Annotated in this window: 18 protein-coding genes; 4 read left to right on the forward strand and 14 right to left on the reverse strand. The window is 65.8% G+C overall.

Annotation, left to right across the window (positions count from 1 at the left end; genetic code table 11):
- Window positions 1-43 precede the first annotated feature (43 nt).
- Entirely contained in the window at window positions 44-1,276 is a 1,233-nt protein-coding gene (locus tag QRN25_RS03810; protein WP_285017528.1) for a M24 family metallopeptidase, read from the forward strand.
- 149 nt (window positions 1,277-1,425) lie between these two features.
- Here the strand turns inward: QRN25_RS03810 and QRN25_RS03815 are convergent, their stop codons facing one another.
- The 14 genes from QRN25_RS03815 to hutI all read right to left on the reverse strand — a co-directional run bounded on the left by QRN25_RS03815 (window position 1,426) and on the right by hutI (window position 20,479).
- Window positions 1,426-2,355 carry a diguanylate cyclase gene (locus tag QRN25_RS03815; RefSeq protein WP_271182864.1) on the reverse strand — a complete coding sequence of 310 codons (930 nt, stop codon included), beginning with the start codon at window positions 2,353-2,355 and terminating at the stop codon, window positions 1,426-1,428.
- Window positions 2,352-5,156, reverse strand: a complete 2,805-nt coding sequence (locus tag QRN25_RS03820) for a response regulator (RefSeq protein WP_271182863.1) — start codon at window positions 5,154-5,156, stop codon at window positions 2,352-2,354. Before QRN25_RS03820 ends, QRN25_RS03815 begins: the two co-directional genes overlap by 4 nt.
- Window positions 5,153-5,566: a hypothetical protein gene (locus QRN25_RS03825; protein ID WP_285017530.1), complete on the reverse strand. Its 414-nt coding sequence runs from the start codon at window positions 5,564-5,566 to the stop codon at window positions 5,153-5,155. Before QRN25_RS03825 ends, QRN25_RS03820 begins: the two co-directional genes overlap by 4 nt.
- Before the next feature lie 76 nt (window positions 5,567-5,642).
- Window positions 5,643-7,460 (reverse strand): putative bifunctional diguanylate cyclase/phosphodiesterase, encoded by a 1,818-nt coding sequence (locus tag QRN25_RS03830; RefSeq protein ID WP_285017531.1) that lies wholly within the window; start codon window positions 7,458-7,460, stop codon window positions 5,643-5,645.
- 60 nt (window positions 7,461-7,520) lie between these two features.
- The gene (locus tag QRN25_RS03835; protein WP_285017532.1) at window positions 7,521-8,681 is read right to left on the reverse strand and encodes a pectinesterase family protein; all 1,161 of its coding nucleotides are present in this window, start codon (window positions 8,679-8,681) and stop codon (window positions 7,521-7,523) included.
- Window positions 8,678-9,652: an alpha/beta hydrolase gene (locus tag QRN25_RS03840; protein ID WP_285017533.1), complete on the reverse strand. Its 975-nt coding sequence runs from the start codon at window positions 9,650-9,652 to the stop codon at window positions 8,678-8,680. The genes QRN25_RS03835 and QRN25_RS03840 overlap by 4 nt, the downstream gene beginning before the upstream one ends.
- 72 nt (window positions 9,653-9,724) lie before the next feature.
- Window positions 9,725-12,709, reverse strand: coding sequence for a TonB-dependent receptor (locus QRN25_RS03845; protein WP_285017534.1), 2,985 nt, complete (start codon window positions 12,707-12,709; stop codon window positions 9,725-9,727).
- 153 nt (window positions 12,710-12,862) lie between these two features.
- The gene (locus QRN25_RS03850) at window positions 12,863-13,813 is read right to left on the reverse strand and encodes a FecR family protein (protein WP_285017535.1); all 951 of its coding nucleotides are present in this window, start codon (window positions 13,811-13,813) and stop codon (window positions 12,863-12,865) included.
- Window positions 13,807-14,412, reverse strand: coding sequence for an RNA polymerase sigma factor (locus tag QRN25_RS03855; RefSeq protein WP_285017536.1), 606 nt, complete (start codon window positions 14,410-14,412; stop codon window positions 13,807-13,809). Before QRN25_RS03855 ends, QRN25_RS03850 begins: the two co-directional genes overlap by 7 nt.
- 187 nt (window positions 14,413-14,599) lie before the next feature.
- The gene (locus QRN25_RS03860; RefSeq protein WP_285017537.1) at window positions 14,600-15,157 is read right to left on the reverse strand and encodes a HutD/Ves family protein; all 558 of its coding nucleotides are present in this window, start codon (window positions 15,155-15,157) and stop codon (window positions 14,600-14,602) included.
- A 124-nt stretch (window positions 15,158-15,281) separates the two neighbouring features.
- A complete protein-coding gene (gene hutU, locus QRN25_RS03865) occupies window positions 15,282-16,946 on the reverse strand; it encodes a urocanate hydratase (RefSeq protein WP_285017538.1) in 1,665 nt (554 codons plus the stop codon).
- 1 nt (window position 16,947) lies between these two features.
- The gene (gene hutG, locus QRN25_RS03870; RefSeq protein ID WP_285017539.1) at window positions 16,948-17,760 is read right to left on the reverse strand and encodes an N-formylglutamate deformylase; all 813 of its coding nucleotides are present in this window, start codon (window positions 17,758-17,760) and stop codon (window positions 16,948-16,950) included.
- Window positions 17,757-19,286: a histidine ammonia-lyase gene (gene hutH, locus QRN25_RS03875; protein WP_285017541.1), complete on the reverse strand. Its 1,530-nt coding sequence runs from the start codon at window positions 19,284-19,286 to the stop codon at window positions 17,757-17,759. Before hutH ends, hutG begins: the two co-directional genes overlap by 4 nt.
- Window positions 19,283-20,479: an imidazolonepropionase gene (gene hutI, locus QRN25_RS03880; protein ID WP_285017542.1), complete on the reverse strand. Its 1,197-nt coding sequence runs from the start codon at window positions 20,477-20,479 to the stop codon at window positions 19,283-19,285. The genes hutH and hutI overlap by 4 nt, the downstream gene beginning before the upstream one ends.
- 89 nt (window positions 20,480-20,568) lie before the next feature.
- Between hutI and QRN25_RS03885 the strand changes: the two genes are divergently transcribed.
- The 3 genes from QRN25_RS03885 (at window position 20,569) to QRN25_RS03895 (ending at window position 24,407) form a co-directional block, all read left to right on the forward strand.
- Entirely contained in the window at window positions 20,569-21,948 is a 1,380-nt protein-coding gene (locus QRN25_RS03885; protein WP_285017543.1) for a formimidoylglutamate deiminase, read from the forward strand.
- Between the two features lie 2 nt (window positions 21,949-21,950).
- Entirely contained in the window at window positions 21,951-22,658 is a 708-nt protein-coding gene (gene hutC / locus QRN25_RS03890) for a histidine utilization transcriptional repressor HutC (protein WP_285017731.1), read from the forward strand.
- Between the two features lie 261 nt (window positions 22,659-22,919).
- On the forward strand, window positions 22,920-24,407 hold the full coding sequence (locus QRN25_RS03895; RefSeq protein WP_285017544.1) for a glycosyl hydrolase family 79 N-terminal domain-containing protein: 1,488 nt from the start codon (window positions 22,920-22,922) through the stop codon (window positions 24,405-24,407).
- Window positions 24,408-24,435 lie beyond the last annotated feature (28 nt).

Consider the following 24,435-nt stretch of genomic DNA (forward strand, 5'->3'; position numbering starts at 1 on the left):
CGTCGCCGCGCCCTTAATCGCGTCTCAAGGAAACGTTTGCCCAATGCCCGCGCTCGCCCCTTTAATGAACCGTGCCGTCGCCGAAAGCGTGATGAGCGAGCAGGGGGTATCGGCGCTGGTCCTCTCCGACCCGACGAACATCTATCACGCCACCGGCTTCTGGCCGCAGATGGTGCTGATGGGCCAGTCGGGTGCAGCTTTCGCCGTCGTGCCGACATCGGCCGATGAACCGGTGATACTGATCACCAGTCAGTTCATCCATTATCTCCACGACGTCGAGGATCCCGCCGAGGGCGGTCCGCTGGACATCTTCCTCTACACCGCGCCCGAAGGGTTGGAGGGAGCCGCGGCCGCGCCGGTCTTCCTTGATGAGCCTCCGGGAGGACGCCCCGATCCGCTCGACATGTTGAGCCGGACGGCGACATTGCGTGTACTTTCGCGGAGACCGGCATTCCATAACGCTGCCGCTGCCCTACGGGCGGCGATCGCCCCATACAGTATGAACCTTGCCGTCGATACCCTGAACGCCGCTGCCGGAGTCGAACTGACGAGCGCGTATCTTCCGGCCGAGCCGTTGCTGCGCCGCATACGGATGGTCAAGTCACCCGCCGAGATTGCGCTGATGCGCCATGCCGCTGCCAGTAATGCGGAGGCGGCGCGCGCCGCCATCACGTCGATGCAGGCAGGATCTACATACGAGGACTTGCGCCATGCATTCTTTGGGGAAACCGGCAAGCGAGGAGGTGTGCCATTGTTCGTGTCAACCGACAGCATGGCCATGCGTCGCCGCGACGGCGTCATCCGCGACGGGCGCAGCTTCCAGATCGACGCTGTCAGCCACTATGCCGGTTACCACGGGGATTTCGGCCGCACCGTCTTCGTAGGCACACCCGATCCCATCGTCATGCGCATGGTTGAGGCAGCCGTCTGCGCCAACGACGCGATCGCGCGCGAACTGCGTCCGGGGCTGCTCTACTCCGACATCCGCCGTATCGGCCATGGCGCCGTCTCGCGCGCTGGCTACGATCTGTCGGTGGCCTGCGCCACGCATAGCGTTGGCCTGTTCCACACGGATGAGGCATTCAAAGGCGATGCGCTGAATTTCGACAAGGGTGACCATCGTATCGAGGCGGACATGGTGATCAGCGTGGACTGCCCGGTGCTGCACCTGGATGCTTCCGGGAACGTCCATCTCGAAGACCTTTGGTTGATCACCAAAGACGGCTGCGAACCCTTGAACGATCGCAGCCAGCCCTTTCTTCAAATATCACCATAGGTTTATATTTTTCAGATAGATATAACCGTTACGTCAGGTTGCTTATGATATTTTTTCTAAAATTCAAACCAATCAGATGTTTTTTCAATAACAGCATGTTATAAATAAATATTTTCTGCAAGGCACGATGCGGTGGTCGCAAGGTCTGATTATCCTTGCAGATTGGCCGGAATAGCTCCGAATTCGATGGCGGTCACGCGGTCGCGCCCTTGCTGCTTACTGCGGTACAGTTGCTGGTCGGCTTCCTTGAGCCACATTTCCGGTGTCATGTCCGGCAGGCAGCGGGCGCTGGCCACGCCAATGCTGACGGTGATAAAAGGACTGACCTGCGAACGCTCGTGAGGGATGTTCAGCGACTGCACGTGAAGGCTGATCTCCTGCGCGACCAACGCCGCGCCTTCCGGATCCGCGCCGGGAAGGATGCAGGCGAACTCTTCGCCGCCGTAGCGGGCGGGGAGATCGGAGGCACGCTTGACGGCGCGCGTGAGGGCGGCGCTGACCATGACGATACAGCGGTCTCCTGCCGGATGGCCGTAAGTATCGTTGAACTGCTTGAAGAAATCGATGTCGATCATGATGACGGTCAGCCAGTCGCCGGTCCGCCCGAGACGGCCGACCTCGGCCTGCAACGCCTGCTCCATCTGCCGGCGGTTGCTGAGGCCGGTGAGCGCGTCGGTGACGGCCAGGTTCGCCAGCTGGTCGCGCAGGCGCTTGAGTTCGACATGGTTGCCGACCCGGGCTCGCAGGATCGCAGGCTGGATCGGCTTGGTCACATAGTCGATCGCCCCCAGCGACAAGCCGCGCATCTCGTGGTCGGTATCACCGAGGCCGGTAGTGAAGATCACCGGAATGTCGGCAAGCTCTGGATCGGCCTTGATCTGGCGGCAGACCTCGAAGCCGTCGATGCCGGGCATGAGGACGTCGAGCAGGATCAGGTCCGGCGGGCTCCTCCGTGCCGTATCCAGCGCCTGCTGGCCGGACGTGGAGAACAGGACTTCGTAGTCGTCCTCCAACACCGCGTTCATGATCTCAATGTTGGAAACCTCGTCGTCGACGATGAGGATCGTGCCCCTGCTCATGCCGCTGCTCCTGTCTTGTCGACCGGCTCGACGGCGGCGGCGTCCGCGTCGAGCAATTCGATTGCCGTGTCGTAGTCGAGCTTTTCCAGCGCGCGATAGACCGGATGCATGGTCTGCTCGTCGTCGTTGAGACCGATTGCTGCGGCGTAGCGACCGAAGCTGGCGCGCGCACCAAGGCTGCGACGGCGCAGGAGTGCGCGCAACTCGTCCCGCGCCACCGCTGCCGTGCTCATGTCGCGGTCTGACTCGGCGATCGGGGCCGCAGCCTTGCGGCTCGCGGTAAGGCTGCGGGCGGCCGCGATGGCGGGAGCCAGCAGTAGCTCCAGATCGACGATCGCCGCTTGCGCCTGCAGGGCCTCGCCGTCCGCGAGCAGCCGTTCCATCTCCGCCGCCGAGCGCTGTATTTCCGGCAGTTCGAGCGACCCGGCAACCCCCTTGAGGCTGTGCGCGAGGCGCCTGGCGTCGGCGAGCAGGCCACCGGCGATATGCGTGCGCAAGTCCTGCCCGACATTCGCATAAGTCTCACCGAAAGTGATGATCAGCTTGCGCAGTAGCGAGGCCTTGCCGTTCACGCGCAGCAGCGCTGCACGCAAGTCGAACGGGGGCAGGTGTTCCGGCAGGATCGCATCCTGCACCGGAGCGGCGGCGGCAACCTGAACCGGCGCAGTTACCGGCGCGCGTACCGATGTGCTGGCCGCAGGCACCTTCAGCCAACGTTCGAGCGTGCGCATCAGCGTCGCGGGATCGACCGGCTTGGAGATGTGATCGTTCATCCCTGCATTGAGGCAGCGCTGGCGCTCTTCTTCATGGGCGTGGGCGGTCATGGCGATGATCGGCAGGCGATCGGCCGACCAAGTCTCGCGGATCAGGCGGGTGGCCGCGATGCCGTCCATCTCCGGCATCTGCACGTCCATGAGAACGGCCGCGTAGTTGCCGTCGGCTGCCTGCACCCGATCGCAACCGATGCGCCCGTTCTCAGCCTGATCGACGACGAGCCCGGCCTGTGACAGCAACTCGATGGCTATCTCGCGGTTGATCTCGTTGTCCTCGACCAGCAGGACGCGGGCGCCCTGGAACTGGGCAGCGACGGTCGGAGCGGCCGCCGGGGCAGCGTCTCCCGCCGGACCCGAATCTTGCGAGGCGACTTCGATGATCGTTTCCAGCAGAGCGCGGGGCGCGATCGGCTTGGTCAGGACCGCCGCAACGTGGGCAGGGGTGCCGCCGGGCAAGAGGCTGTCGGCGCCATAAGCGGTGACGATCAGGGTGCGCGGCAATGGCGCGGCATGGTCCATAGCCTGCATCGCCTCGACCGTCTGGAGGCCGTTCATGCCGGGCATTTTCCAGTCGAGCAGGACGAGGTCGTAGGCATGGCCCGCTTCGTCCGCGCCGCGAATGGCGCTCAGTGCCTCGTCACCCGAGGCTACGAGATCGAGCGGAATCTCCCAACCCGCGAAGATGTCCTGCAGCACCTGCCGCGAGGCCGCGTTGTCGTCGGCGGCCAACACGCGCAGGGCGCGGATGTGCGCGGGCACGGCCGGTTCGAGCGCTGCCGTCTCGTCCTCGCGCGCCATCTGCATGCGGGCGATGAAAGTGCTGCCGAGGCCGGGCGCGCTCTCGACCCGGATCGAGCCACCCATCTGCTCGACGATCTGGCGACAGATCGCGAGACCAAGACCGGTGCCTCCAAAGCGCCGCGTCGTCGAGCTGTCCGCCTGTGTGAAGGACTGGAACAGCGCTGCCTGCTGCTCGGCAGTCATGCCGATGCCGGTATCGCGCACCTTCAATTCGATGATGAACTGGTCCCCGGTCTCCTCGATGATGTCGAGGCTGACGGTGACGCTGCCGTTCTCCGAGAACTTGACCGCGTTGCTGACGAGGTTGAGCAGCACCTGGTTGAAGCGCAGTTCGTCACCCATCAGGCGATGGGGCAGGGCGCCGGATACTTCGGAAGTGACGCGAACGCGCTTGGCCTCGGCGTCGCCCGCGACCAACTGCAACTGGTTGGCGATGGCATTGCGCACGTCGAAGGGGTTGGCCTCCAGCGTCAGCTTGCCCGCCTCGTTCTTCGAGAAGTCCAGAATGTCGTTGATCAGGCGCAGCAGCGACATGCCCGCCTGCCCGATCTTGGCAACGTAGTCCTTTTGCTTGGGGTCGAGGTCGGTGCGGCCGATCAGGTGGCAGAAGCCGAGGATGGCATTCATCGGCGTGCGGATTTCGTGGCTCATGTTCGCCAGGAACATGCTCTTGGCCCGGCTCGCTTCCTCGGCTTCGCGGGTACGCTCGCGCAGGGCGAAGGATTCCACGAGCTGGTCGCTCAGCAGTACGAGGACGCTGGCCTGGAAGATGACGATGACGGCGTGGAGCAGCACACGGCCGAGGTTGCCTCCGCCCGCGAACACGACCGAGGGAAGGAGGTAAAGCAGCAGAAGGTGATGCAGCGCCACAGTCGTCGCCGCAACCAGCACGGCACGTCGATCGCACCAGCCGATCGTCAGCGTCAGCATGGCGAAGAAGTACATGTGCATGTCCATCTGCCACGCATGGCCGCGTAGCAGGACCAGCAGGATCGCAGGTTCGGCCATCAGCGCCACGGCGGAGAGATAGCGCGTCGCCGGAGCGATGCCGTGTCGCAGCCACATGAGGTGATAGCTGCCCGCCACCAGAGTACCGGCAAGCGCCGCCGCGACCGGGCTATGTCCGGTAAGCAGCGCGACTACGGCGAAAAGGGGGACATGGGCCCAGAACAATGCCAGGAGCAGGCGGCCGGACTTGCGGCGCAACTGGTCGAGTTCAACGTTCAAGAGGTCTGCTCCTGCGAAGAGAAAGGTCCGCCGCAACCCGCGACGGCCGGAACGGAAACAGCAAGCCACGCGCCTGCCTGGCGCAGCGACGCGGCGAAGTGAGCCTGCGAGGACCCGGCGATCACGACGTTAGGCAGCGAGCTGGTGGCCGCAAGCCGCCCCCCGTTGCGCGTGACGAGGTTGACGCTGTCGACCAGCGATGAGGTCGGGGCCATCACTACGAGATACTGGCCCGACTGCGTGCCCGAAAGCAGCCAGCTTGCGGTCAGGCCGACAAGCCCGGCGGCGAGCAGCGCTGCAGCGGGCAGGAAATCTCGAAGGCCGACCTCGGAAGACGTGCTCTGCCTGCCGGTAAAAGCAGGGTGGCCAGCGCGCGACTCAAGACGACGAGATGTGGACCAATAAAACATTGGCCACCGCTTACGAAACTATGGCTATTTTTTGGTTAAAACCTCGCCGAAATCTCGCCGGATTCCGCATATTTCACTATTGTAACCGTCCAGCCGTCAAGCTGACGTGCTTTTTACCGGACTTGGCGGTCATCAGCACTCCCGCAGCATCGCCCGGCACCGCGCGTGAGTAGAGGAATCCTTGCCCCAGCGTGCAACCAAGCGCCATGAGCTTTCTTGCCTGGCCTGCCGTTTCGATACCTTCGGCCACCACCTGGATGCCCAGCTTGGTAGCGATGTCGATGATGCCTTCGACGATGATCTGGCTGGGTGCATGCGAAACGATACGATCTATGAAGGACTTGTCGATCTTGATGTAGTCCACAGGCACGCTCATCAGGTGCGTGAGCGAGGCATAGCCGGTGCCGAAATCGTCGAGAGCGACCTTGAGCCCCTTGGCGCGCAGAGCCTCGACCGATCGGCGCACGACACCGGCGTCGTCCATGAAAACCGATTCGGTCACCTCCAGGCTGACATGGCCGAGGGGCACCCCTTCGCGCTCGAAGGTCTCGCTCAGCACACCGTAGATCGAAGCGCCGTGGAAGTCGGCGGACGAGACGTTGATGCTCACCTGCGGCACGGCGATGCCGCCGGCAATCCATTCTGCGATGTCGCGCGCTACGGACGCCATCATGCGCTGGGTCAGGGCGCTGGCGATCTGCGAGTCGATCGTGGCTTCGTGGAACGAGGCGGCAGGTACGACGCGATCACCGATCCGCATGCGGCAAAGGGCCTCAAGACCGATTACCTGGCCGCTGTGAATATCGACCACGGGTTGATAATGCGCCTCGATCCGGTTCTCGCGGAGTGCAGCGTTAACGTCGCGTATCGCGGTGAGCCGCTGCGTCATCCGGCTGCCGATACCCGGCCAGTAGCGCACGAATCCCCCCCGCGCGGTCTCCTTGGCGTGATAAAGCGCGAAGTCGGCGTTCTGGCGCACCTGTTCGGCCGTGGTGTCGGCAAGCGAGTATTCGGCAAGACCGATGGTGGCACCCGGCGAGACGACGTGACCAGCGCAATTGGCCGTCACGGAGATTTCGTCGATATAGAACTGTGCCGTGCGTTCGAGGTCGCGCAGCGCGGCCTCGCTTTCGATCACTATCGCGAATTCATCACCGCCGATGCGATATGCGCGGTCGGGATAGGCGGCGATGGTCAAGCGATCCGAAATCTGCTGAAGCAGAAGATCGCCCGCACGGTGCCCGAAGGTGTCGTTGACGAACTTTAGGTTGTCCACGTCGAGCAGAAACAGAGCCCAGCTGCCCGGATCGGCCCCGTCGAGCCGGTGCAGCGCGGCGTTGAAGGCGCCCCGGTTGGCAAGCCCGGTAAGGGCATCGGTATTGGCTCGCCGCTCATACTCGATCACCCGCCGCTGACGATCCAGCGCGATCGAGCACAAGTCGACGCACTGCGCGACGATATCGCGTTCAAGCTGCGACGGGCCGCGCATTTCGCGATAGTAGAAGGCGAATGTCGCAATGGCGTGGCGCTGCGCATCAAATATCGGATGGGACCAGCACGCTCTCAGGCCCAGTGGAAGGATGAAGTGTCTGAAGTCCGTCCAGCGCGGATCGTTGGCGATGTCGGCGGTCGTGATCTCCTGCCCATGATAGGCGGCGGTCCCGCATGTGCCGACTTCCGGACCGATGCTGATCCCTTCGATTGCAGCGCAGAAGGCGTGCGGGAGGCCGGGCGCGGCAAGTGTATGGATGCGCCCTAGCGTATCGACCGTCACCACCGAACAGATCACGCCGGGAACGAGGCGCTCGACTTCAAGGCACAGCCGCAAGGCCGTGTCAGCCAGCGTCTCTCCCTTGGCGATCATCTCGAGGATCGTATTCTGTAAAGCGGTCATCGCCTCCCAACCTGGTCAGCCGGGAGGCAGTCTGCTGCACGAAGGTTAATTTTTCATCCTCTACCGAATGACGCGCGGTGGTTTCGCCTTCGCTGCGGCGCTGGTTCGATGCGGTTCGTCCTGAACATCCCATCCTGCAAGGATATCGCGCCGGATCGCGTCGATGCCTGCGGTCTCGCGCCAGGTCATGCCGATATCGCGCGCTTTCGCGCCGGGGCCGTTGGAGCCGGTCTCCCAGAAGCGGGAGTCCTGCGGTCGGAACACCCCGGTCATGGTGCCGTCGCGGGCGGTGCCGTTCATCGTCGTCCAGTGGTCCGGGTGGATATGCCGGTCCATGAAGCAGTCGATGAAGATCGCCTGTCCGACGGCCGCAGGGTCGGCATAGCGTCCGTCGGCGAAGCGCGTCGTCGGATGCCATGGCCGCGCGAGCGCTACGGCGCCGTCGGGCACCCCGGCCTCGCGGGTCAGGCGCGAGCGGTAGATGACGATGCCGTGCGCCTGCGACACCTGGGTCGATGGCGCGGCGATGAAGGACTGGAACTCGCCCGGAACATAAGGCTCACTGCGCGGACGGGAGCGGATCTCGCTGTCCTCGATCAGCAGTTGCCCGTTGCCGAAGATGAAGTCGATGTTGCCCGCCACCAGGCTGCGGCGCACCAGCGCCCGGCCGCCGTTGGTGAACAGCGTATCCTGATAGCCGAGGATTGCCGTGCGATCGACGAGCACGCGGTCGCTGTGCACGTCGAGGAGCAGGGCGACGGCCTGCGGGTTGGCGATGCGCTCCGCGCTGCCTTGCGGGTGGCGGTCATTGGCGAGGTAATCGAAGGTGTTCTCGATGGTCAGGTCGCGGATCACCACGTCCTTTGCGTCCACCATCAGCGTCGCCGAGCCGGGCGTGCCCCAGCCGTCGCGGTGCCAGCCTTTCGCGGTTTGGGCTACGGCGCCGAAGTGAACCCGCGTGCGCTGCGCGCCGCTGCCGATCAGGCGCAGGCGATTGCGGGAGATCACCGGCTTCTCCGCATAGTCGCCCGGTGCCACGCGGATCGTGATCCAGTTTTCGGAACCGTCGCGTGCTGCCGCGTCGAGCGCACGTTGGATCGACGTGTAGCACGGCGCCGCGCCGTCCCCGCACGAGGGCCGCACGACGTACTCGGTCGGCGCCGCCATCGCGGTTCCGGTGGACAGCATCGCTGCCAATGTGAACGCAAGTCTGCGGATCATTCAGGTGCGCTCCCTCGCGCCGGTTCAAGGGTTTTGAGGAAGCCGTCGATCTGCTCCGCGACGCGGGGCAGCCACGGTTCGAACAGCCAGAAGTCGTGCGGCGCATTCTGGAAGGCGAAGAAGCGATGGGCGATGCCATGGCGCTCGAGCGTGGCGAGCACGGCGGTCTTGCCTTCGGTGAAGCGCGGGATGCCGCTGCTGACGATCAACGTCGGCGGTGACTGTGCGCCGACATGGCTGGCGGCGCTCGCTTCCTTCCAGCGTGCGGCGGCGTGCTCGTAGGAACCGCCAAGCCAGCGCGCGGCGGGCGATGCCTCCCCGGCGGCATTCTCGAACTGCAGCGCTTGCGGGGTGGTGAAGTCCAGCACGCCGTCGAGGTCGATCAGCGCGGCGGCGGTGCGCTCCGTGCCGGAGCCGAACAGGCCCGAAGGTCCGGCATAGGCGAGCAGCGAGGCCATCTGTCCGCCGGACGAAGCGCCGCCCACGGCGATGCGGGAGGGATCGACGTCGAATTCGGCTGCATGCGCGCGTGTCCATGCCAGTGCGTCGCCGATGTCGATCATCCCCGCCGGATAGGCCGCCTCGACCGATAGACGGAACTCCGGCAGGAACACGGTGTATCCGCGCTGGGCAAGGAGGTTCGCCAGCGCATAGAAATGCGTCTTCGCCCCCGCGCGCCAGCCTCCGCCGTGGACGAGCAGAATGCCCTGCCGGTTGGCTCCCGCCGAGGGGCGGAACACGTCGATGTGCAGGTCGCGGGTGCCGGTATTCTTGTAGGGCCGGTCGAACAGCACCGACTGACCCGCTTTCCACGTCACGGCAGGCCAGGCGATCCCTGGAAACTTGTCCCGGTACTGTGCGAAGCGCTGGCCGATCGTGTAGCTGTCATCCACCTCGCGCGCCGGGGCATGGCCCGGCAGGAGCATGGCGGCGAGGGCCAGCGCACATGCGAACTTGCTTGAACCCGGCACTCTATATCACTCCGGACAAACGAAAAAGAGGACCGCCGCCCGAGGGGTATTGGGCAGCGGTCCTTCAAGGTATCAGAACTGGTAGCGGGCGCCCACGAACCACTGCGCGCCGGTCTTGGAGAATTCGCGCACCAGATACTGAGTTCCGTCGCCGGTGCCGTAGATGCGCTCCCGTTCGTTGGTGATGTTGATCCCCTGCAGGTTGACGCTGATCTGCTTGGTCAGGTTGTAGTAGGCCGAGAAGTCCACTTGCGTCGGCCCGTACTTGCGTTCCTGCACGTGGCCGTTGCCGCCCGGTTGGCTCAACAGATAGTCGTCGCGCTTGTTGATCGAGAGGCGAAGGCCAAGGTCACCGGTGTCATAATAGGCCGTGAAATTGTAGGAGTTGGGCGACAACCCCGTGGAATCGCGGGCAGAGACATGGGTGTAGTTCGATGCGATGCCGAAGTACGAAAGCGCGCCCGGCAGGAACGTGAACGGCACGTTGAGCGTCGCCTCAAGCCCCTTCACGCTGTTGCCGTCCGATGAGTTCACAGTGCTGTAGAAGGTGTACTGCGCGGTCGCCGGGTCCGCCTGGTACGAAGCGTCGTAGCGAGGATCGGCGTAGATCGCAGCCCAGTATTCCTGGGGGACCGACTGCTGCACGACCGAGGTCGTCAGCGAACTGATGATGTTCTTCTTGAACACGCCCACCGAGAACAGGCCGCCCTTGCTGAAGTACCACTCGAAGCCGAGGTCGAAGTCGTTCGACAGATAGGGCTTGAGCGCGGGATTGCCCAGGTTGCTCACCGTGCGCGTGGTGTATTCGAACACGGGCGCGGCGATGTTGAGCGAGGCGAGGCCCGGCCGCGTCATCGAACGGGCATAGGCGAAGCGCGCCACGAGGTCGGGCGTGATGTTCAGTGCCGCGTTGAACGAGGGCAGGAAGTTATCGTAATGCCGCTTCACGTCAACCGGCGATCCGGAGATGACCGCACTCGATTCCACGTCCGTCCGCACCCAGCGCGCGCCGCCGTCGAGGCGCAGGGTCATCGAACCGATGTCGATCTCACCCGTCACTTCGCCGTAGCCGCCGGTGGTCTTTTCAACCACTTCCCAGCCCGCTGCGACGTTGGTGGTGTAGTTGCCCGAGAAAAGGCCCGACGATCCGATCGCGTCGAAGTCCATCACCGCGAACGTCGGCAGGCCCCCGGAAACCACGCCGCTGCCGAAGTGGCTGTACGGGAAGGCGGTCATGTAACTGGACGGATCGAAGGTGGGCAGCTCGCCCTGAGCCTCGGAATAACGCACGAGGCGGCGGTTGTAGGCGAAGCCCGCCTGCGCGGTGAAGCGGCCCTTGGTGAAGGTGGCGTTCGTCTTGGCCGTGAAGTTGTCCTTCACGACGTTGTTCAGGCGGTTGGCGGGCGTCGTCGCGTTGACGAAGTTGGTGGCATCGTTCGGGTCGTAATCACCGTAATCGACTTTGGCGACGTCCTTGCTGCCCGAATAGTCGTAAGCGTAGTAGTGCGGCACCGAACGGGCATAGAAGCGCAGCTCGGTGCGGTCGGCGGTGTCGCGCGCCTTGCCGACCATGGCGTCGATCTTGAGGTTGCTCGTCACTTCGTAGTCGCCCGAGAACACGAACTGGCGGAACTTGGAGGTCGAGGTCTGGTGGCGGCTTTCGTACCACGATGTCACGTCGTCGAAAGCGGCGGCGACCAGCTGCTTGCCGTCAGGCGCGACGGTGAACGACAGCGGGGTCTGGCCGACGAAGTTGCCCGGGGTGCCGTGAGTCAGCAGCCACTCCATCGAGTTGTAGCTGTAGCGGTCGTTGTCGAGCTGCGAATAGAGCGCGTCCAGGCTGAGCGTGAGCCCGTCGATCGGCTTGGCCTGGATCGAGCCGGTCAGGCCGAGGCGCTTCTGGTCGTTGCCGAAGAAGTCCGCACGCGGCAGGCGCGGCGCCCACAGGCAGTCGAGCCGGTCGGCAGCGCCGCAATCCTCGGGCGTGCCGGTGACGGTCGGGTTGGTGTCCGCCCAGCTGTCGCCGTTCACATAAGGCGAGGTCCAGCGCACGCTGGAGAAGCCTTCCTGATAGACCGTGCGCTTGGAATAGGCGGCGGAAAGCAGGAAGCCGATGCGGTCGTCGGCGAAGGTGTCTGAAATCATCACCGTCGCGCGCGGGTCGACCTTGCGCGTCATCGTGTTGTATCCGCCCTGCGCCGATCCGACGACATGGAAGCCCTTGAAGTCGAAGGGCTTGGCCGAATAGAGATCGACGGTGCCGGCGATGCCGCCTTCCTCGATCGAGGCGCGCTGGGTCTTCTGCACGTCGATGCGGTTGAACAGTTCGGACGCGAAGACGTGGAAGTCGAAGGCGCGGCCGGCATTGATGGTGAAGCCGCCGGAATCGAGGCCGTCGCTGCTGGCGGGCACTTCCATGCCGTTCAGCGTCGTGCGGGTGAAGTCGGGGGAGAAGCCGCGCAGGGTGATGTTGCGGCCTTCGCCCCCTTCGCGGGAGATCGCGACGCCGGGCAGGCGCTGGATCGATTCCGAGAGGTTGAGGTCGGGCATCTTGGCCATGTCCTCGGCCATGATGCTTTCGGTGAGGTTCACCGCGCGGCGCTTCAGGTCCTGCGCCTTGGCGAGGCTGCCGCGAAAGCCGGTGACGAGGATTTCGGAGTTCGCAGCCGGTTCCTCATCCGCCGCCGCGGCCTCTGCCGCCGGGGATGCGGCCTGTGCGGCGGCGACGGGCGCCTGTACGCTCGGGGCCGAGGTCAGGCTGGTCTGCGTCAGGGTGCGCGGCGACATCGGAGGCGTGGCGCGGGCGACGATGGCATAGGAACCCGGCCCGGTGCGGCGGGCGGTGAGACCGGTCCCCGCCAGCAGGCGGTTCAGCGCGTCGTCCACGCTCATCTCGCCGCGCACGGCATTGGTGCGTACGGCATGCGTCAGGCGCCGCGCCGCGATGATCTGGATGTCGCCCTGTCGGCCAAGCTGGCTAATCGCGGTTTCGGCAGGCTGCGCCTCGATCGCGAACTGCCGCGTCTGCGCTGCCGCCTGAACCGGCGAGGCTACCATGCACATGATCGCAGATGATGCGAACAAGGCACTCCGAATGTCCGAAGTATTCATTATCCCTCCCAATGTCCCGATCCGTCAGGTTTCTTTTCACCTGTGCCCTTTAAGAGTCTCCGGAGCGGATATTCCTTCTCGTCATTTCAAATTTTTTTATCATTCGATCCGAATGAGGTTCGGATTGCTGGTGTCGAGCGACACTCCGAGGCTGGCCTTCACCGCTTCGGCGAAGCCTTCAGGGTCGTTGACGCGGAACAGGCCGTCGAACTCCTCGCGGGCGACGCGCGGGTCGGCGATGATGATCTGGCGCTGGTTGTAGCGGTTGAACTCGTCCGCCGCGTCATAGAGCGTGCGGCCGTTGAGATCGATCATGCCGCCTCGCCATGCCAGCGCCCGGTCGACGGATGACGAGATGCCGGTTTCGTAGTCGATCACCGCATGGGCGCTAAGCATCGCGCGATCTCCGGCCTCCAGCTTCATGCGCAGGCTCTGGTCGCCGTCCGCCCAGGTTTCCACGATGCCCTCGGTGACGAGAATCTCCACCCCGGTTTCACGCCGCCGCACCGAGAAGGCCGTTCCCACGGCGCGCACGCGGACGTTTCCGGCCGCAACGACGAAGGGGCGCTGCGCGTCCTTGGCGACCTCGAACCATGCCTCACCCTGCGCCAGTTGCACCTCGCGCAGCTTGGTCGCCATGCTGACGGTCAGTTCGCTGCCCGAATTCATCGTCATCACCGAGCCGTCCGGCAGCGGCAGGCGCCGGATCTCGCCGAGCTTCGTCGTATAGGCCGCCGGGCTCTGGCTCCAGCGCAGCCCGACGAAGGCGAGCGCAGCCGATGCCGCCAGCCCCGCCAGCACGCCGCGACGACCCCAGCCGGATTGTGCGGGTTCCTCTTCCTCCTCGACGGGGACAGCCGATGCCTCGACCTCGGGGGTCAGCGCCAGCCATTGTGCCTGGACCTGCAGCAGCAGGCCCTGACGCAGCGGGTCTTCGGCCAGCCATGCCTGAAGTTCGCTCTCGTCGGCCTCGGTCCAGTCGTCGGCGTCCATGCGCGCCACGAACCGCGCCGCCTCGTCGCGTGCCTGATCGCCTGCGAGCGTCACCATGACCGCGCCTCCCGGCGGTCAGCGCCAAGCATGCGGTTCTCGCTCTGCGCCTCGGCCTGCGTCCAGGCATCGCGGATGGCGCGTACGCCGGTCCAGACCTGCTTCTCCACCGCCTTCTCGGTCATGCCGAGATGGGCGGCGATTTCCTTCTGGGACCAGCCTTCGATCTTGCGCAGTTCCACCACGCGGCGGCAGCGTTCCGGCAGGCGGCCGATGATGGCCAGGACCCGCTCGTAGCTGATGCGGCTCGCGGCCTGCTCTTCGGGCGAGGGGGTTTCGTCCTGCCAGGTCTCGATCTCGCTCACGGCCTCCAGCACCACGACCTGCTGGCGCTTGAGACGGCGCAGCAACAGGTTGCGGGTGATCGAGAACATATAGGCCAGCGGCCGGTCGATATGGTCGACCGAGGGCAGCATCGCGATCCGGCAGTAGGCTTCCTGCATCACCTCGTCCACGTCCTCCGGCGAGAGGCGCGACCGGGCCAGCCAGCGGCGGACCCGCGCCTCATGGGGCACGATCTCGCGCGCGACCCAGAGGGCCGTCCCGCGTCGCCGCGCAAGTTCCTTGTCTGCCTCCCCTGGCGTGGCACCCTCCCTCAAGGCGTTCGGATTTCCCGTTTGCCATGAAAGAGACACGGCGCGGAAAATTCCTTCCGCGCGGACGTAAATTTTTCCGAGAGGGGCAACGACGCAAACCTGAATCGTCATTGCGAGCGCAGCGAAGCAATCCAGGGCAGTCTTACACCGCTCTGGATTGCTTCGCTGCGCTCGCAATGACGAAAGGGGTTTAAGGTGGGGTGCTTGCGCTTGGCGCGAGGGAAGAAAAGCTTACCAGTATCGCGTAACCTGTCGCGGTGGCGGGGCCGTCGATCTGGGCGCAGTCGAGATAGCCGAGATCAGCATGGCCGAGCGACTGCGGTTCCAGCGCAAGGAGGAACGTCATGCCTGCGGGGGTGAAGGTTTCGCCGGATGCGATGCGCTGCATCTCGCAAGTGTAAGCGCCGCGACGAACCATGGCGTTGAGGTCGAGCACCGGCCCGCCCAGCGGGACGCCATCGACGTTCGCCGCACCGTCGAAAGAGAAGGGCGCGCTGACGGGGTCGAGTACTGCGTCGACGGCTCCGGATAAATGCAGGGTGCCTTCGAGCACCGACAGCGTTCGGTCGATGCCCTCGAATGACGAGAATGGTCCGGCCTGTTCGACGCGCGCCATGCTGAGGCGCCACAGGAAATCGTCCATGCCCGCGCCGGGCGGAAAGACGGCGATCTCGCGCGTGGTGCCGCCGCCGTTCTTCCACGGAACCTCCGGGCAGTCGGCGGCGCGGATGATGCGGGCGATGGTCATGGGCGGATACTCACGAAAATACATTCGTCATTGCGAGGAGGCGAAGCCGACGAAGCAATCCAGGGCGGTTTACGCGGCCCTGGATTGCTTCGCTGCGCTCGCAATGACGAGCATGGGGGAAGGATTACAGGATGCCCGGCAGGTCCAGCCCCTTTTCCACCGCGCAGTCCCGCGCGATCTCGTAGCCCGCGTCGGCATGGCGCATGACGCCGGTGGCCGGGTCGTTCCACAGCACGCGCTCCAGACGCGCTGCGGCCTCGGGCGTGCCGTCGGCCACGATCACCATGCCCGAATGCTGCGAGAAGCCCATGCCGACACCGCCGCCGTGGTGCAGCGACACCCAGGTCGCGCCGCTGGCGGTGTTGAGCAGGGCGTTGAGCAGCGGCCAGTCCGACACCGCGTCCGACCCGTCCTGCATCGCCTCGGTCTCGCGGTTGGGTGAGGCGACCGAGCCGCTGTCGAGGTGGTCGCGGCCGATCACGACCGGGGCCTTGAGCTCGCCCTTCGCGACCATTTCGTTGAAGGCGAGGCCGAGGCGGTGGCGATCACCGAGACCCACCCAGCAGATGCGCGCCGGAAGGCCCTGGAAGTGGATCTTCTCGCGCGCCATGTCGAGCCAGTTGTGCAGGTGCGCGTTGTCGGGCAGCAGTTCCTTCACCTTGGCGTCGGTCTTGTAGATATCCTCCGGATCGCCCGAAAGCGCGGCCCAGCGGAACGGTCCGACGCCCCGGCAGAACAGCGGACGGATATAGGCGGGCACGAAGCCGGGGAAGTCGAAGGCGTTCGCCACGCCCTCGTCCAGCGCGACCTGGCGGATGTTGTTGCCGTAGTCGGTGGTGGGAACCCCGGCCGCCTGGAAATCGAGCATCGCGCGCACATGCTGCGCCATCGATGCCTTGGCGGCCTTGGCGACTGCCTCGGGTTCGCGCTCGCGCCGTTCGATCCATTCGGCGACGGTCCAGCCTGCGGGGAGGTAGCCGTTGATCGGATCGTGGGCGCTGGTCTGGTCGGTCAGCAGGTCGGGGCGAATGCCGCGCGCGTAGATTTCGGGCAGCAGCTCGGCGGCATTGCCCAGAAGGCCGACCGAGACGGGCTTGCCGTCCGCCTTCGCCTGATCGATGATGGCCATGGCCTCTTCGATGGTGGCGGCGGACTTGTCGAGGTAGCCGGTGCGCAGGCGCATCTCGATCCGGCTGGGCTGACACTCGATCGCAAGGCACGATGCGCCCGCCATGACGGCGGCCAGCGGCTGCGCGCCGCCCATGCCGCCAAGGCCCGCCGTCAGCAGCCATTTGCCCGAAAGGTCGCCGCCATGGTGCTGGCGGCCCATCTCCACGAACGTCTCGTACGTGCCCTGAACGATGCCCTGCGTGCCGATGTAGATCCACGAACCGGCGGTCATCTGCCCGTACATGGCAAGGCCGCGCTTATCGAGTTCGTTGAAATGCTCCCAGTTCGCCCAGTGCGGCACGAGGTTGGAGTTGGCGATCAGCACGCGCGGGGCATCGGCGTGGGTGCGGAACACGCCGACCGGCTTGCCCGACTGCACCAGCAGCGTCTCGTTGTCTTCAAGGCGCTGGAGCGTCTCGACGATCCGGTCGTAACTCTCCCAGTCCCGCGCGGCGCGGCCGATGCCGCCGTAGACCACGAGTTCCTCGGGCCGCTCGGCGACGTCGGGATGAAGGTTGTTCATCAGCATGCGCAAGGGCGCTTCGGTGAGCCAGCTTTTCGCGGAAAGCTGCGTGCCCGTGGCGGGCTTGATGACGCGGGTATTGTCGATACGGGTCATGTCAGGATTCCTGAAGAGCGAAGGTGCGGGCAGCCTTCATGATCTGGGAAAGGGTCTCGGTGATCGCGGCGGCGCGTGCCGGATCGAAGGCGGGGGGCCAGTTGGCCTCGCTGGGCACCTCGGGTTCGTCCATGTAGCCGCGAATGGCGAGTTCCATCTGGATGGCATGGACGCCCTTGTCGGGCTGGCCGTAATGCCGGGTGGTCCAGCCACCCCGGAAGCGGCCGTCGAGGACGTGGCTCTCGCCCGAAGCCGCGCAGATGTGCTCCACGGCGGCGGCAAGGGTGGGATCGCAGGTCGCGCCGCCGTTGGTGCCGATGTTGAACTGCGGCAGTTCGCCGTCGAACAGGCGCGGCACATGGCTGCGGATCGAGTGCGCGTCGTAGAGCACCACGCGGTCATGGACGGCGCGCAGCCGGTCGATCTGGGCCTGCAGCGCGGCATGGTACGGATCGAACCAGAGCGCGCGGCGGTGGGCGATCTCGGCCTCGCCGGGCGCTTCGCCTGAATAGAGCGGCTCGCCGTCGAAGGTCGTGGTCGGGCACAGTTCGGTCGTCGTCTGCCCCGGATAGAGCGAGGCGCCCGAAGGATCGCGGTTGAGGTCGATCACGCTGCGCGAGATGCGCGTGCTGACGAGGGTTGCGCCAAGATCGGCGGCAAAGGCGTAGAGTTCGTCCACCCACCAGTCGGCATCGCGCCGCGCCAGCCACTCGGACGCGAAGAGGTGCCCCACGTCGGCAAGCTGGGTGCCGACGTGGGGGAAGGCGACGATGAGGGGGGCGTCGCCTTCGATGACTTTGAGCCAGTCGCTCACGCTACACCGGGGAGGCTGTCACCTGCGGAGGCGAGCAGCGCGCCCGAGCGGACGAGCAGGTTGGCCGCCTCCATGTCGGGGTGGAAATGGCGGTCGTCCTCCAGCGTCGGCACCTGCTCGCGCAGGGTCGCGCGCGCAGCCTCGAGCGCATCGCTGGACGCGAGCGGAGCGTGGAAATCCACCCCTTGCGCGGCGGCGAGCAGTTCGATGCCAAGCACGGCGGTGGCGTTTTCCGCCATGTCGAGCAGGCGGCGCGCGCCGTGGGCGGCCATCGAGACGTGGTCTTCCTGATTGGCCGAAGTCGGGATCGAATCCACGCTGGCCGGATAGGCACGCTGCTTGTTCTCGCTGACGAGCGCGGCGGCGGTCACCTGCGGGATCATGAACCCCGAATTGAGGCCGGGGCGCGGTGTCAGGAACGCGGGCAGGCCGGACAGCGCCGGGTCCACCAGCATGGCGATGCGGCGCTCGGCGATCGAGCCGATCTCGCAGATGGCCATGGCAATCATGTCGGCCGCGAAGGCGACCGGCTCGGCATGGAAGTTGCCGCCCGAAAGCGCCTCGTCGGTCTCCGGGAAGATCAGCGGGTTGTCGGAGACGCCGTTGGCCTCGATCTCCAGCGTGGTCGCGGCCTGGCGCAGAATGTCCAGCGCGGCGCCCATGACCTGCGGCTGACAGCGCAGGCAGTAGGGATCCTGCACGCGCGCGTCGTTCTCCAGATGGCTGGCGCGGATGGCGCTGCCGGTCATCAGGCCGCGCAGGGCATCGGCAACCTCGATTTGACCCCGATGACGCCTTAGCGTGTGAATGCGCGGATCGAACGGCGTGTCGGAACCCTTGGCCGCCTCGGTCGAGAGCGCGCCGGTGACGAGCGCGGAGCGAAACAGCAGCTCGGCCTCGAACAGCCCGGCCAGCGCGTTGGCAGTGGAGAACTGGGTGCCGTTGAGCAGCGCCAGACCCTCTTTAGGCCCCAGTTGAGTGCTGGTGAGTGCCGCTCTGTGCAGCGCCTCGGCGGCGGGCAGGCGCTCGCCCTGATAGAAGATCTCGCCCACGCCGATCATCGTCGCGGCCATGTGGGAGAGCGGGGCAAGGTCTCCGCTCGCACCGACCGAGCCCTGCGACGGGACCACCGGGGTCAGTCCCTTGACCAGCATCGCCTCCAGCAGCGCCACTGTCTCGGGCCGCACGCCCGAGGCGCCCTGCGCCAGGCTGGCGAGTTTCAGCGCCATCATCAGCCGGATTACCGGCACCGGCGAAGGCGCGCCCGTGCCCGCCGCGTGGCTCAGCACGATGTTGCGCTGGAGCGTCGCGAGGTCTTCGTCGCCGATCCGCACGCTGGCGAGCTTACCGAAGCCGGTGTTGATGCCGTAGACCGGCGCGCCCTTCGCCAGAATGCGCGAGACGGCGGCGGCGCTTTCCGCCACGCGGGGCGCGCAGGCCGGGTCGAGCGTGACGGGGGCGCCGCGATAGATCGCGCGCCAGTCCGCCAGCGGGATGTCGCCGGGGGTGAGCAGGACAGGATTCATTGACCACTCCAGATGCGGGCATGGAGCGGGTTGAACCCCATGCGATAGACCAGTTCGGCGGGACGCTCGACGTCCCAGATGGCGAGATCGCAGCGCTTGCCCGCCTCCAGCGTACCGCGATCGGCAAGCCCGAGGGCGCGCGCGGCATTGCGGGTGACGCCGGCAAGGCATTCAGCGACGGTGAGGCGGAACAGCGTCGCGCCCATGTTCATCGTCAGCAGCAGCGAGGTGAGCGGCGAAGTGCCGGGGTTGCAGTCGGTCGCCAGTGCGATCGGCACTCCGGCGGAGCGCAGGCCTGCGACCGGCGGCAGCTTCGTCTCGCGCACGAAGTAATAGGCGCCCGGCAGCAGCGTGGCGACGGTGCCCGATGCGGCCATGGCGGCGATCCCGGCCTCGTCGAGATGTTCGAGGTGATCGGCGGAAAGCGCACCGTGCCGCGCCGCCAAGGCCGCGCCGTGGAGGTTGGAAAGCTGCTCGGCATGGAGCTTTACCGGCAGGCCATGGCGCGCGGCGGCGGCGAACATCCATTCCGTCTGCGCCGGGGTGAAGCCGATGCCCTCGCAGAAAGCGTCCACCGCATCGGCAAGGCCCAGAGCGGCGACCTCGGGCAGCACTTCGTCGCAGAGCAGGGCGATGTAGCCGTTGGCATCGTCCGCGAACTCGGGCGGCAGGGCATGCGCGCCGAGGAAAGTGGTGGCGATGGACACCGCGCGCTCCTCGCCCAGACGGCGGGCGGCGCGCAGCATTCGGATCTCGCTGTCGCGGTCGAGGCCGTAGCCGGACTTGACCTCCACCGTCGTCGCGCCTTCCGCGATCAGCGCGTCGAGGCGGGGCAGGGCGGCGGCGGCGAGTTCGTCCTCGCTCGCGGCGCGGGTGGCGCGCATGGTGGAGACGATACCGCCACCGGCCCGCGCGATTTCCTCGTAGGAGGCGCCGCCCAGGCGCATCTCGAACTCGGCCGCGCGGTCGCCGCCGTGGATCAGGTGGGTGTGGCAGTCGATCAGGCCCGGGGTAATCCAGCGGCCTTCGCAGTCGACGATCCGCTTCGCATTGAGGGTCGGTACATCGGCGGCAGGTCCGGCGTAAGCGATCATGCCGTCCTTTGCCGCGACCACGCCATGGTCCACCGCGCCGATGCCTTCACCACTCATCGTAGCGAGCCGGGCGCCTTTCCAGACGGTGTCGTACAGCATGATTCCGTGGCCCTCGTTTGCCTCGCCCATTGTGATTGCACCGTTCAAATTTAATGTATAGACAAAAAATCAAAGCAAGGAGCAGATTCATGTCGGCAAGGTCGGACGGCTCGCACAGGTCATTGTTTTTCGAGCATTGTCTGCTGCCCGAAGGCTGGGCACGGGATGTCCGCGTCACGCTGGAGCAGGGGCGGATCGCTGCCCTCGAGGCGGATACGGAACGCTTGCCCGAGGACGAGCGCCACCCTTGCGCGCTGCCCGGAATGCCCAACCTGCACAGCCATGCCTTCCAGCGCGGCATGGCGGGCCTTGCCGAGCAGCGCGGCCCTGCGAACGACAGCTTCTGGACCTGGCGCGAGATCATGTACCGCTTCGTCCAGCGCATGACCCCGGACGACGTGCGCGCCATCGCCGCGATGGCCTATGTCGAGATGCTGGAAGGCGGCTTCACTCGCGTCGGCGAGTTCCATTACCTCCACCACGACCGCGAGGGCGGCGCCTTCGCCGACGTCGCGCAGATGAGCGCGGCGGTGCTGGCGGCGGCCGGGGACACCGGCATCGGCATGACGCTGCTGCCGGTGCTCTACAGCTACGCCGGGTTCGGCGCGCAGCCGCCCAGCGATGCGCAGGCGCGCTTCATCAACGATCTGGACCGCTACGCACGGTTGTTCGAAGGCGCTCAGGCCCATGCCCGCGCGCTGCCTGATGCCGTGGTCGGTGTGGCGCCGCATTCCCTGCGCGCCGTTTCGCCCGATCAGCTGCGCGATCTCGAACCGCTGGCGAAAGCCCGACCGGTCCACATCCACATCGCCGAGCAGGTGAAGGAAGTGGACGACTGCCTCGCGTGGAGCGGCCGGCGCCCGGTCGAATGGCTGCTGGACAATGCCGAAGTGGACGGACGCTGGTGCCTCGTCCACGCCACGCATATGACGAAAAGCGAAACCGTCGCCGCCGCGCGCAGCGGCGCGGTGGCGGGGCTCTGCCCGATCACTGAGGCGAACCTCGGCGACGGGCTGTTTCCGGTGGAGGGGTTCCTGCAGGCGGGTGGCCGCTACGGCATCGGCAGCGATTCCAACGTCCTGATCGACGCGGCCGAGGAACTGCGCCTGCTCGAATACGGCCAGCGCCTGACCCGCCGCGCGCGCAACGTCATGGCCCGGGAGAGCGGGCGCTCCACCGGCGCGGATCTTTACGCAGGCGCGCTGACGGGCGGGGCGGCGGCATTGGGCGTCGGGGGCGGCATCGCGGTCGGCCTGCCTGCCGACATCGTCAGCCTGAACCTCGACCATCCGGCGATGGTGCACCGGGCGGGCAATGCGATAACCGACAGCTTCGTCTTCGCCGCCGGGCGCTCGGCCATTGACTGCGTGTGGCGCCATGGCGACAAGCTGGTGAGCGAAGGGCGCCACCATGCCCGCGACCGTGTGGTCCGCGACTATGCCAAGGTACTGGAGACACTGATCGCGTGAGAATGCCCCTTCACGAACGCATTCGATCGGATTTCGAGGGCCGCATCCTCGGCGGCGAACTGGCTCCCGGAGACCGCCTGCCCATCGAGCAGGAGCTGATGCAGGAATACGGCTGCTCGCGCATGACCGTGAACAAGGCGCTCTCGGCGCTCGTCGCGGCGGGGCTGATCGACCGGCGCAAGCGGGCGGGGACGTTCGTGGCGCGGCCGAAGGTCCACTCGATGGTGCTCGACGTGCCCGACATCGCCGCGCAAGTGCGCGAGCGCGGGCAGGATTATGCCTTCCAGCCCATCCGCCGCCGGGTCCGGGCAGCGGGCGATGACGAGGAGGAAGTGCTGCTCGCGGGTGGCGGGGAACTGGTTCATATCGACGGCCTGCATCTGGTGGACGGCGCGCCGCTGGGCGTGGAGTTCCGCCTGGTGAGCGCTCTGGCCGTACCGGGGATCGTCGGCGCCGACCTCGACGCGGTTCCTCCGGGGACGTGGCTCCTGCAGCACGTGCCCTGGACCGAGGCGGAGACGCGCATCTCGGCCGTCGGCGCGCAGGCCGAGGAAGCGGAATGGCTGGGCGTGGCGGTCGGAACGCCGTGTCTGTGCGTCGAGCGCCGGACGTGGCGCGGCTCGGAGCGGATTACTTACGTGCGCCAGCTGTTCCTCGGCGATGCCTACGACATGGTGGCGCGCTTCGGGCCGGGGGCTTCGGGGCGGTAACACTTCGAAGCTCGCTTACCGCGCCCGTCATTCCAGCGAAGGCTGGGACCGCCCTCGGCACGGCGCGTGCTGTCATGCCCAGCAATGCTTTGAAACAAATACTTTTCCCGACAGGCAATCAAAAGCACATGGCGCCTTCAGTAACTTCCGCGAAAGCCTGACCCTTGCGCACGATCTGATCCAGCGTGCGAGGCGAGATTGATTCGACGTCATCTTATTTTGTTCACCGGCTGCGCAGCATCGGCACTTGCGGGTTGCGTCATGACGCAGGAGCCATTGGGCAATGCCGACAATAGTGCCGTCCCCCATCTTTCGGTCGAGCAATTGCCCGTGGTTGGAACTGTCAGCGAGCGCTTCCTGTCCTACAACGTCGAAATGCTGGAACTGACGGGCGGACGCTTCTGGAAGCCATACGGCAGTACGAACGGTTCGAAGACGGATCTGTACGAGGATCGTCCGCCGATCGACTTGCAGAATCCCCGGTTGCGCGTTCTCGCGCAAGCGCTCGGACCGGCTTACGTCCGGTACAGCGGGACATGGGCGAACGGGACGTTCTTTTCCGACACCGAGACGCCGCTGTCGGCCGTGCCCAAGGGATACGACGCGGTCCTCACCCGCCGTCAGTGGCGACAGGCCGTGGAGTTCGCGCGCGACAGCGATGCGCAGATCGTCACGTCGATGCCCACCAGTCCGGGATCGCGCGACGCTGACGGAAACTGGACGCCCGAGGCTGCCGAACGGCTGTTCGCCTATACGCAGAGCATCGGCGGCAGGATCGCGGCGTCTGAATTCGCGAACGAGCCCAATCTCATCGGCGGCACCAAGCCCCCGGTCAATTACGACGCGGCGCGCTATCGCCGGGATTTCGGGCGGTTTCACGACTGGCTGCGCAAGCGCTCGGCCGACACGCTGATCCTCGGGCCGGGAGCCTTCGAACTCGGCAAGGGAAGCGCGTTTCCCTCGTTCATCAAGATGCTGCCGACGGCGGACGTGGCGCCGCTGACAGTTCATCGTCCAGACGCGGTTTCGTTCCATTTCTACGGGGCACTGTCGCAGCGCTGCAACGGCCTGAAGGACATCGACCCGCAGTCGGACGCATGGTTGTCCAAGATCGATACGGCGATTGCGGACACGCGCACGCTGCGCGATCGGATCAGTCCCGGCGCTCCCATATGGCTGACCGAGACCGCCGACGCGGCCTGCGGCGGCAATCCGCAGGCGAAGACTTTCGCGGATACCTTCCGGTTCGTGGACCAGCTTGCCCGTTCCGCAAGGCAGGGTGTGCAGGTGGTCATGCACAACACGCTGGCGGCGAGCGACTATGCCCTGCTCGACGAGCACGATTTTGCGCCCCGGCCGAATTATTGGGCGGCCTGGCTCTGGCGCCGGACGATGGGGACGACCGTGCTCGACGGCGGCCGCATGGACGGAGCTGACGGACTGCGGATCTACGCGCATTGCCAGCGTGGACGACCGGGCGGGGTGACAGTACTTGCCATCAATCCGGAACGGACGAATGCACGTTCGCTGCGAGTGGATGGACGTGCGGAGGTCTTCACCCTGACGCAGATGGATGGCCAGCCGCGCAGCACGGCGCTGAACGGCGTGGTGCTTGAACTGGGGCCGGGTGATGCGTTTCCACGCATGACGGCAAGGCGGCAGCGCGGCGTCGTCACGGTGCCTGCGTCGAGCATCAACTTCATTACGATACCGGATGCGGCCAATCCGGCGTGCACGTCGAAGGGCTGATCCGCGCTTTCCTACAAGGTACGTGAGC

It is taken from the genome of Novosphingobium sp. fls2-241-R2A-195 (genome assembly GCF_030209485.1).
GTDB lineage: Bacteria > Pseudomonadota > Alphaproteobacteria > Sphingomonadales > Sphingomonadaceae > Novosphingobium > Novosphingobium resinovorum.

Bases quoted from the DNA above. Each gene is read 5' to 3' on its own strand.
- hutI (WP_285017542.1), bottom strand. From the start codon at position 20,479: ATGCTGTACGACACCGTCTGGAAAGGCGCCCGGCTCGCTACGATGAGT.
- QRN25_RS03835 (WP_285017532.1), bottom strand. From the start codon at position 8,681: ATGATCCGCAGACTTGCGTTCACATTGGCAGCGATGCTGTCCACCGGA.
- QRN25_RS03825 (WP_285017530.1), bottom strand. From the start codon at position 5,566: ATGTTTTATTGGTCCACATCTCGTCGTCTTGAGTCGCGCGCTGGCCAC.
- QRN25_RS03860 (WP_285017537.1), bottom strand. From the start codon at position 15,157: ATGACCATCGCCCGCATCATCCGCGCCGCCGACTGCCCGGAGGTTCCG.
- QRN25_RS03895 (WP_285017544.1), top strand. From the start codon at position 22,920: ATGACGCAGGAGCCATTGGGCAATGCCGACAATAGTGCCGTCCCCCAT.
- QRN25_RS03845 (WP_285017534.1), bottom strand. From the start codon at position 12,709: ATGGTAGCCTCGCCGGTTCAGGCGGCAGCGCAGACGCGGCAGTTCGCG.
- QRN25_RS03815 (WP_271182864.1), bottom strand. From the start codon at position 2,355: ATGAGCAGGGGCACGATCCTCATCGTCGACGACGAGGTTTCCAACATT.
- hutC (WP_285017731.1), top strand. From the start codon at position 21,951: ATGCCCCTTCACGAACGCATTCGATCGGATTTCGAGGGCCGCATCCTC.
- hutU (WP_285017538.1), bottom strand. From the start codon at position 16,946: ATGACCCGTATCGACAATACCCGCGTCATCAAGCCCGCCACGGGCACG.
- QRN25_RS03830 (WP_285017531.1), bottom strand. From the start codon at position 7,460: ATGACCGCTTTACAGAATACGATCCTCGAGATGATCGCCAAGGGAGAG.
- QRN25_RS03850 (WP_285017535.1), bottom strand. From the start codon at position 13,813: ATGGTGACGCTCGCAGGCGATCAGGCACGCGACGAGGCGGCGCGGTTC.
- hutH (WP_285017541.1), bottom strand. From the start codon at position 19,286: ATGAATCCTGTCCTGCTCACCCCCGGCGACATCCCGCTGGCGGACTGG.
- QRN25_RS03885 (WP_285017543.1), top strand. From the start codon at position 20,569: ATGTCGGCAAGGTCGGACGGCTCGCACAGGTCATTGTTTTTCGAGCAT.
- QRN25_RS03810 (WP_285017528.1), top strand. From the start codon at position 44: ATGCCCGCGCTCGCCCCTTTAATGAACCGTGCCGTCGCCGAAAGCGTG.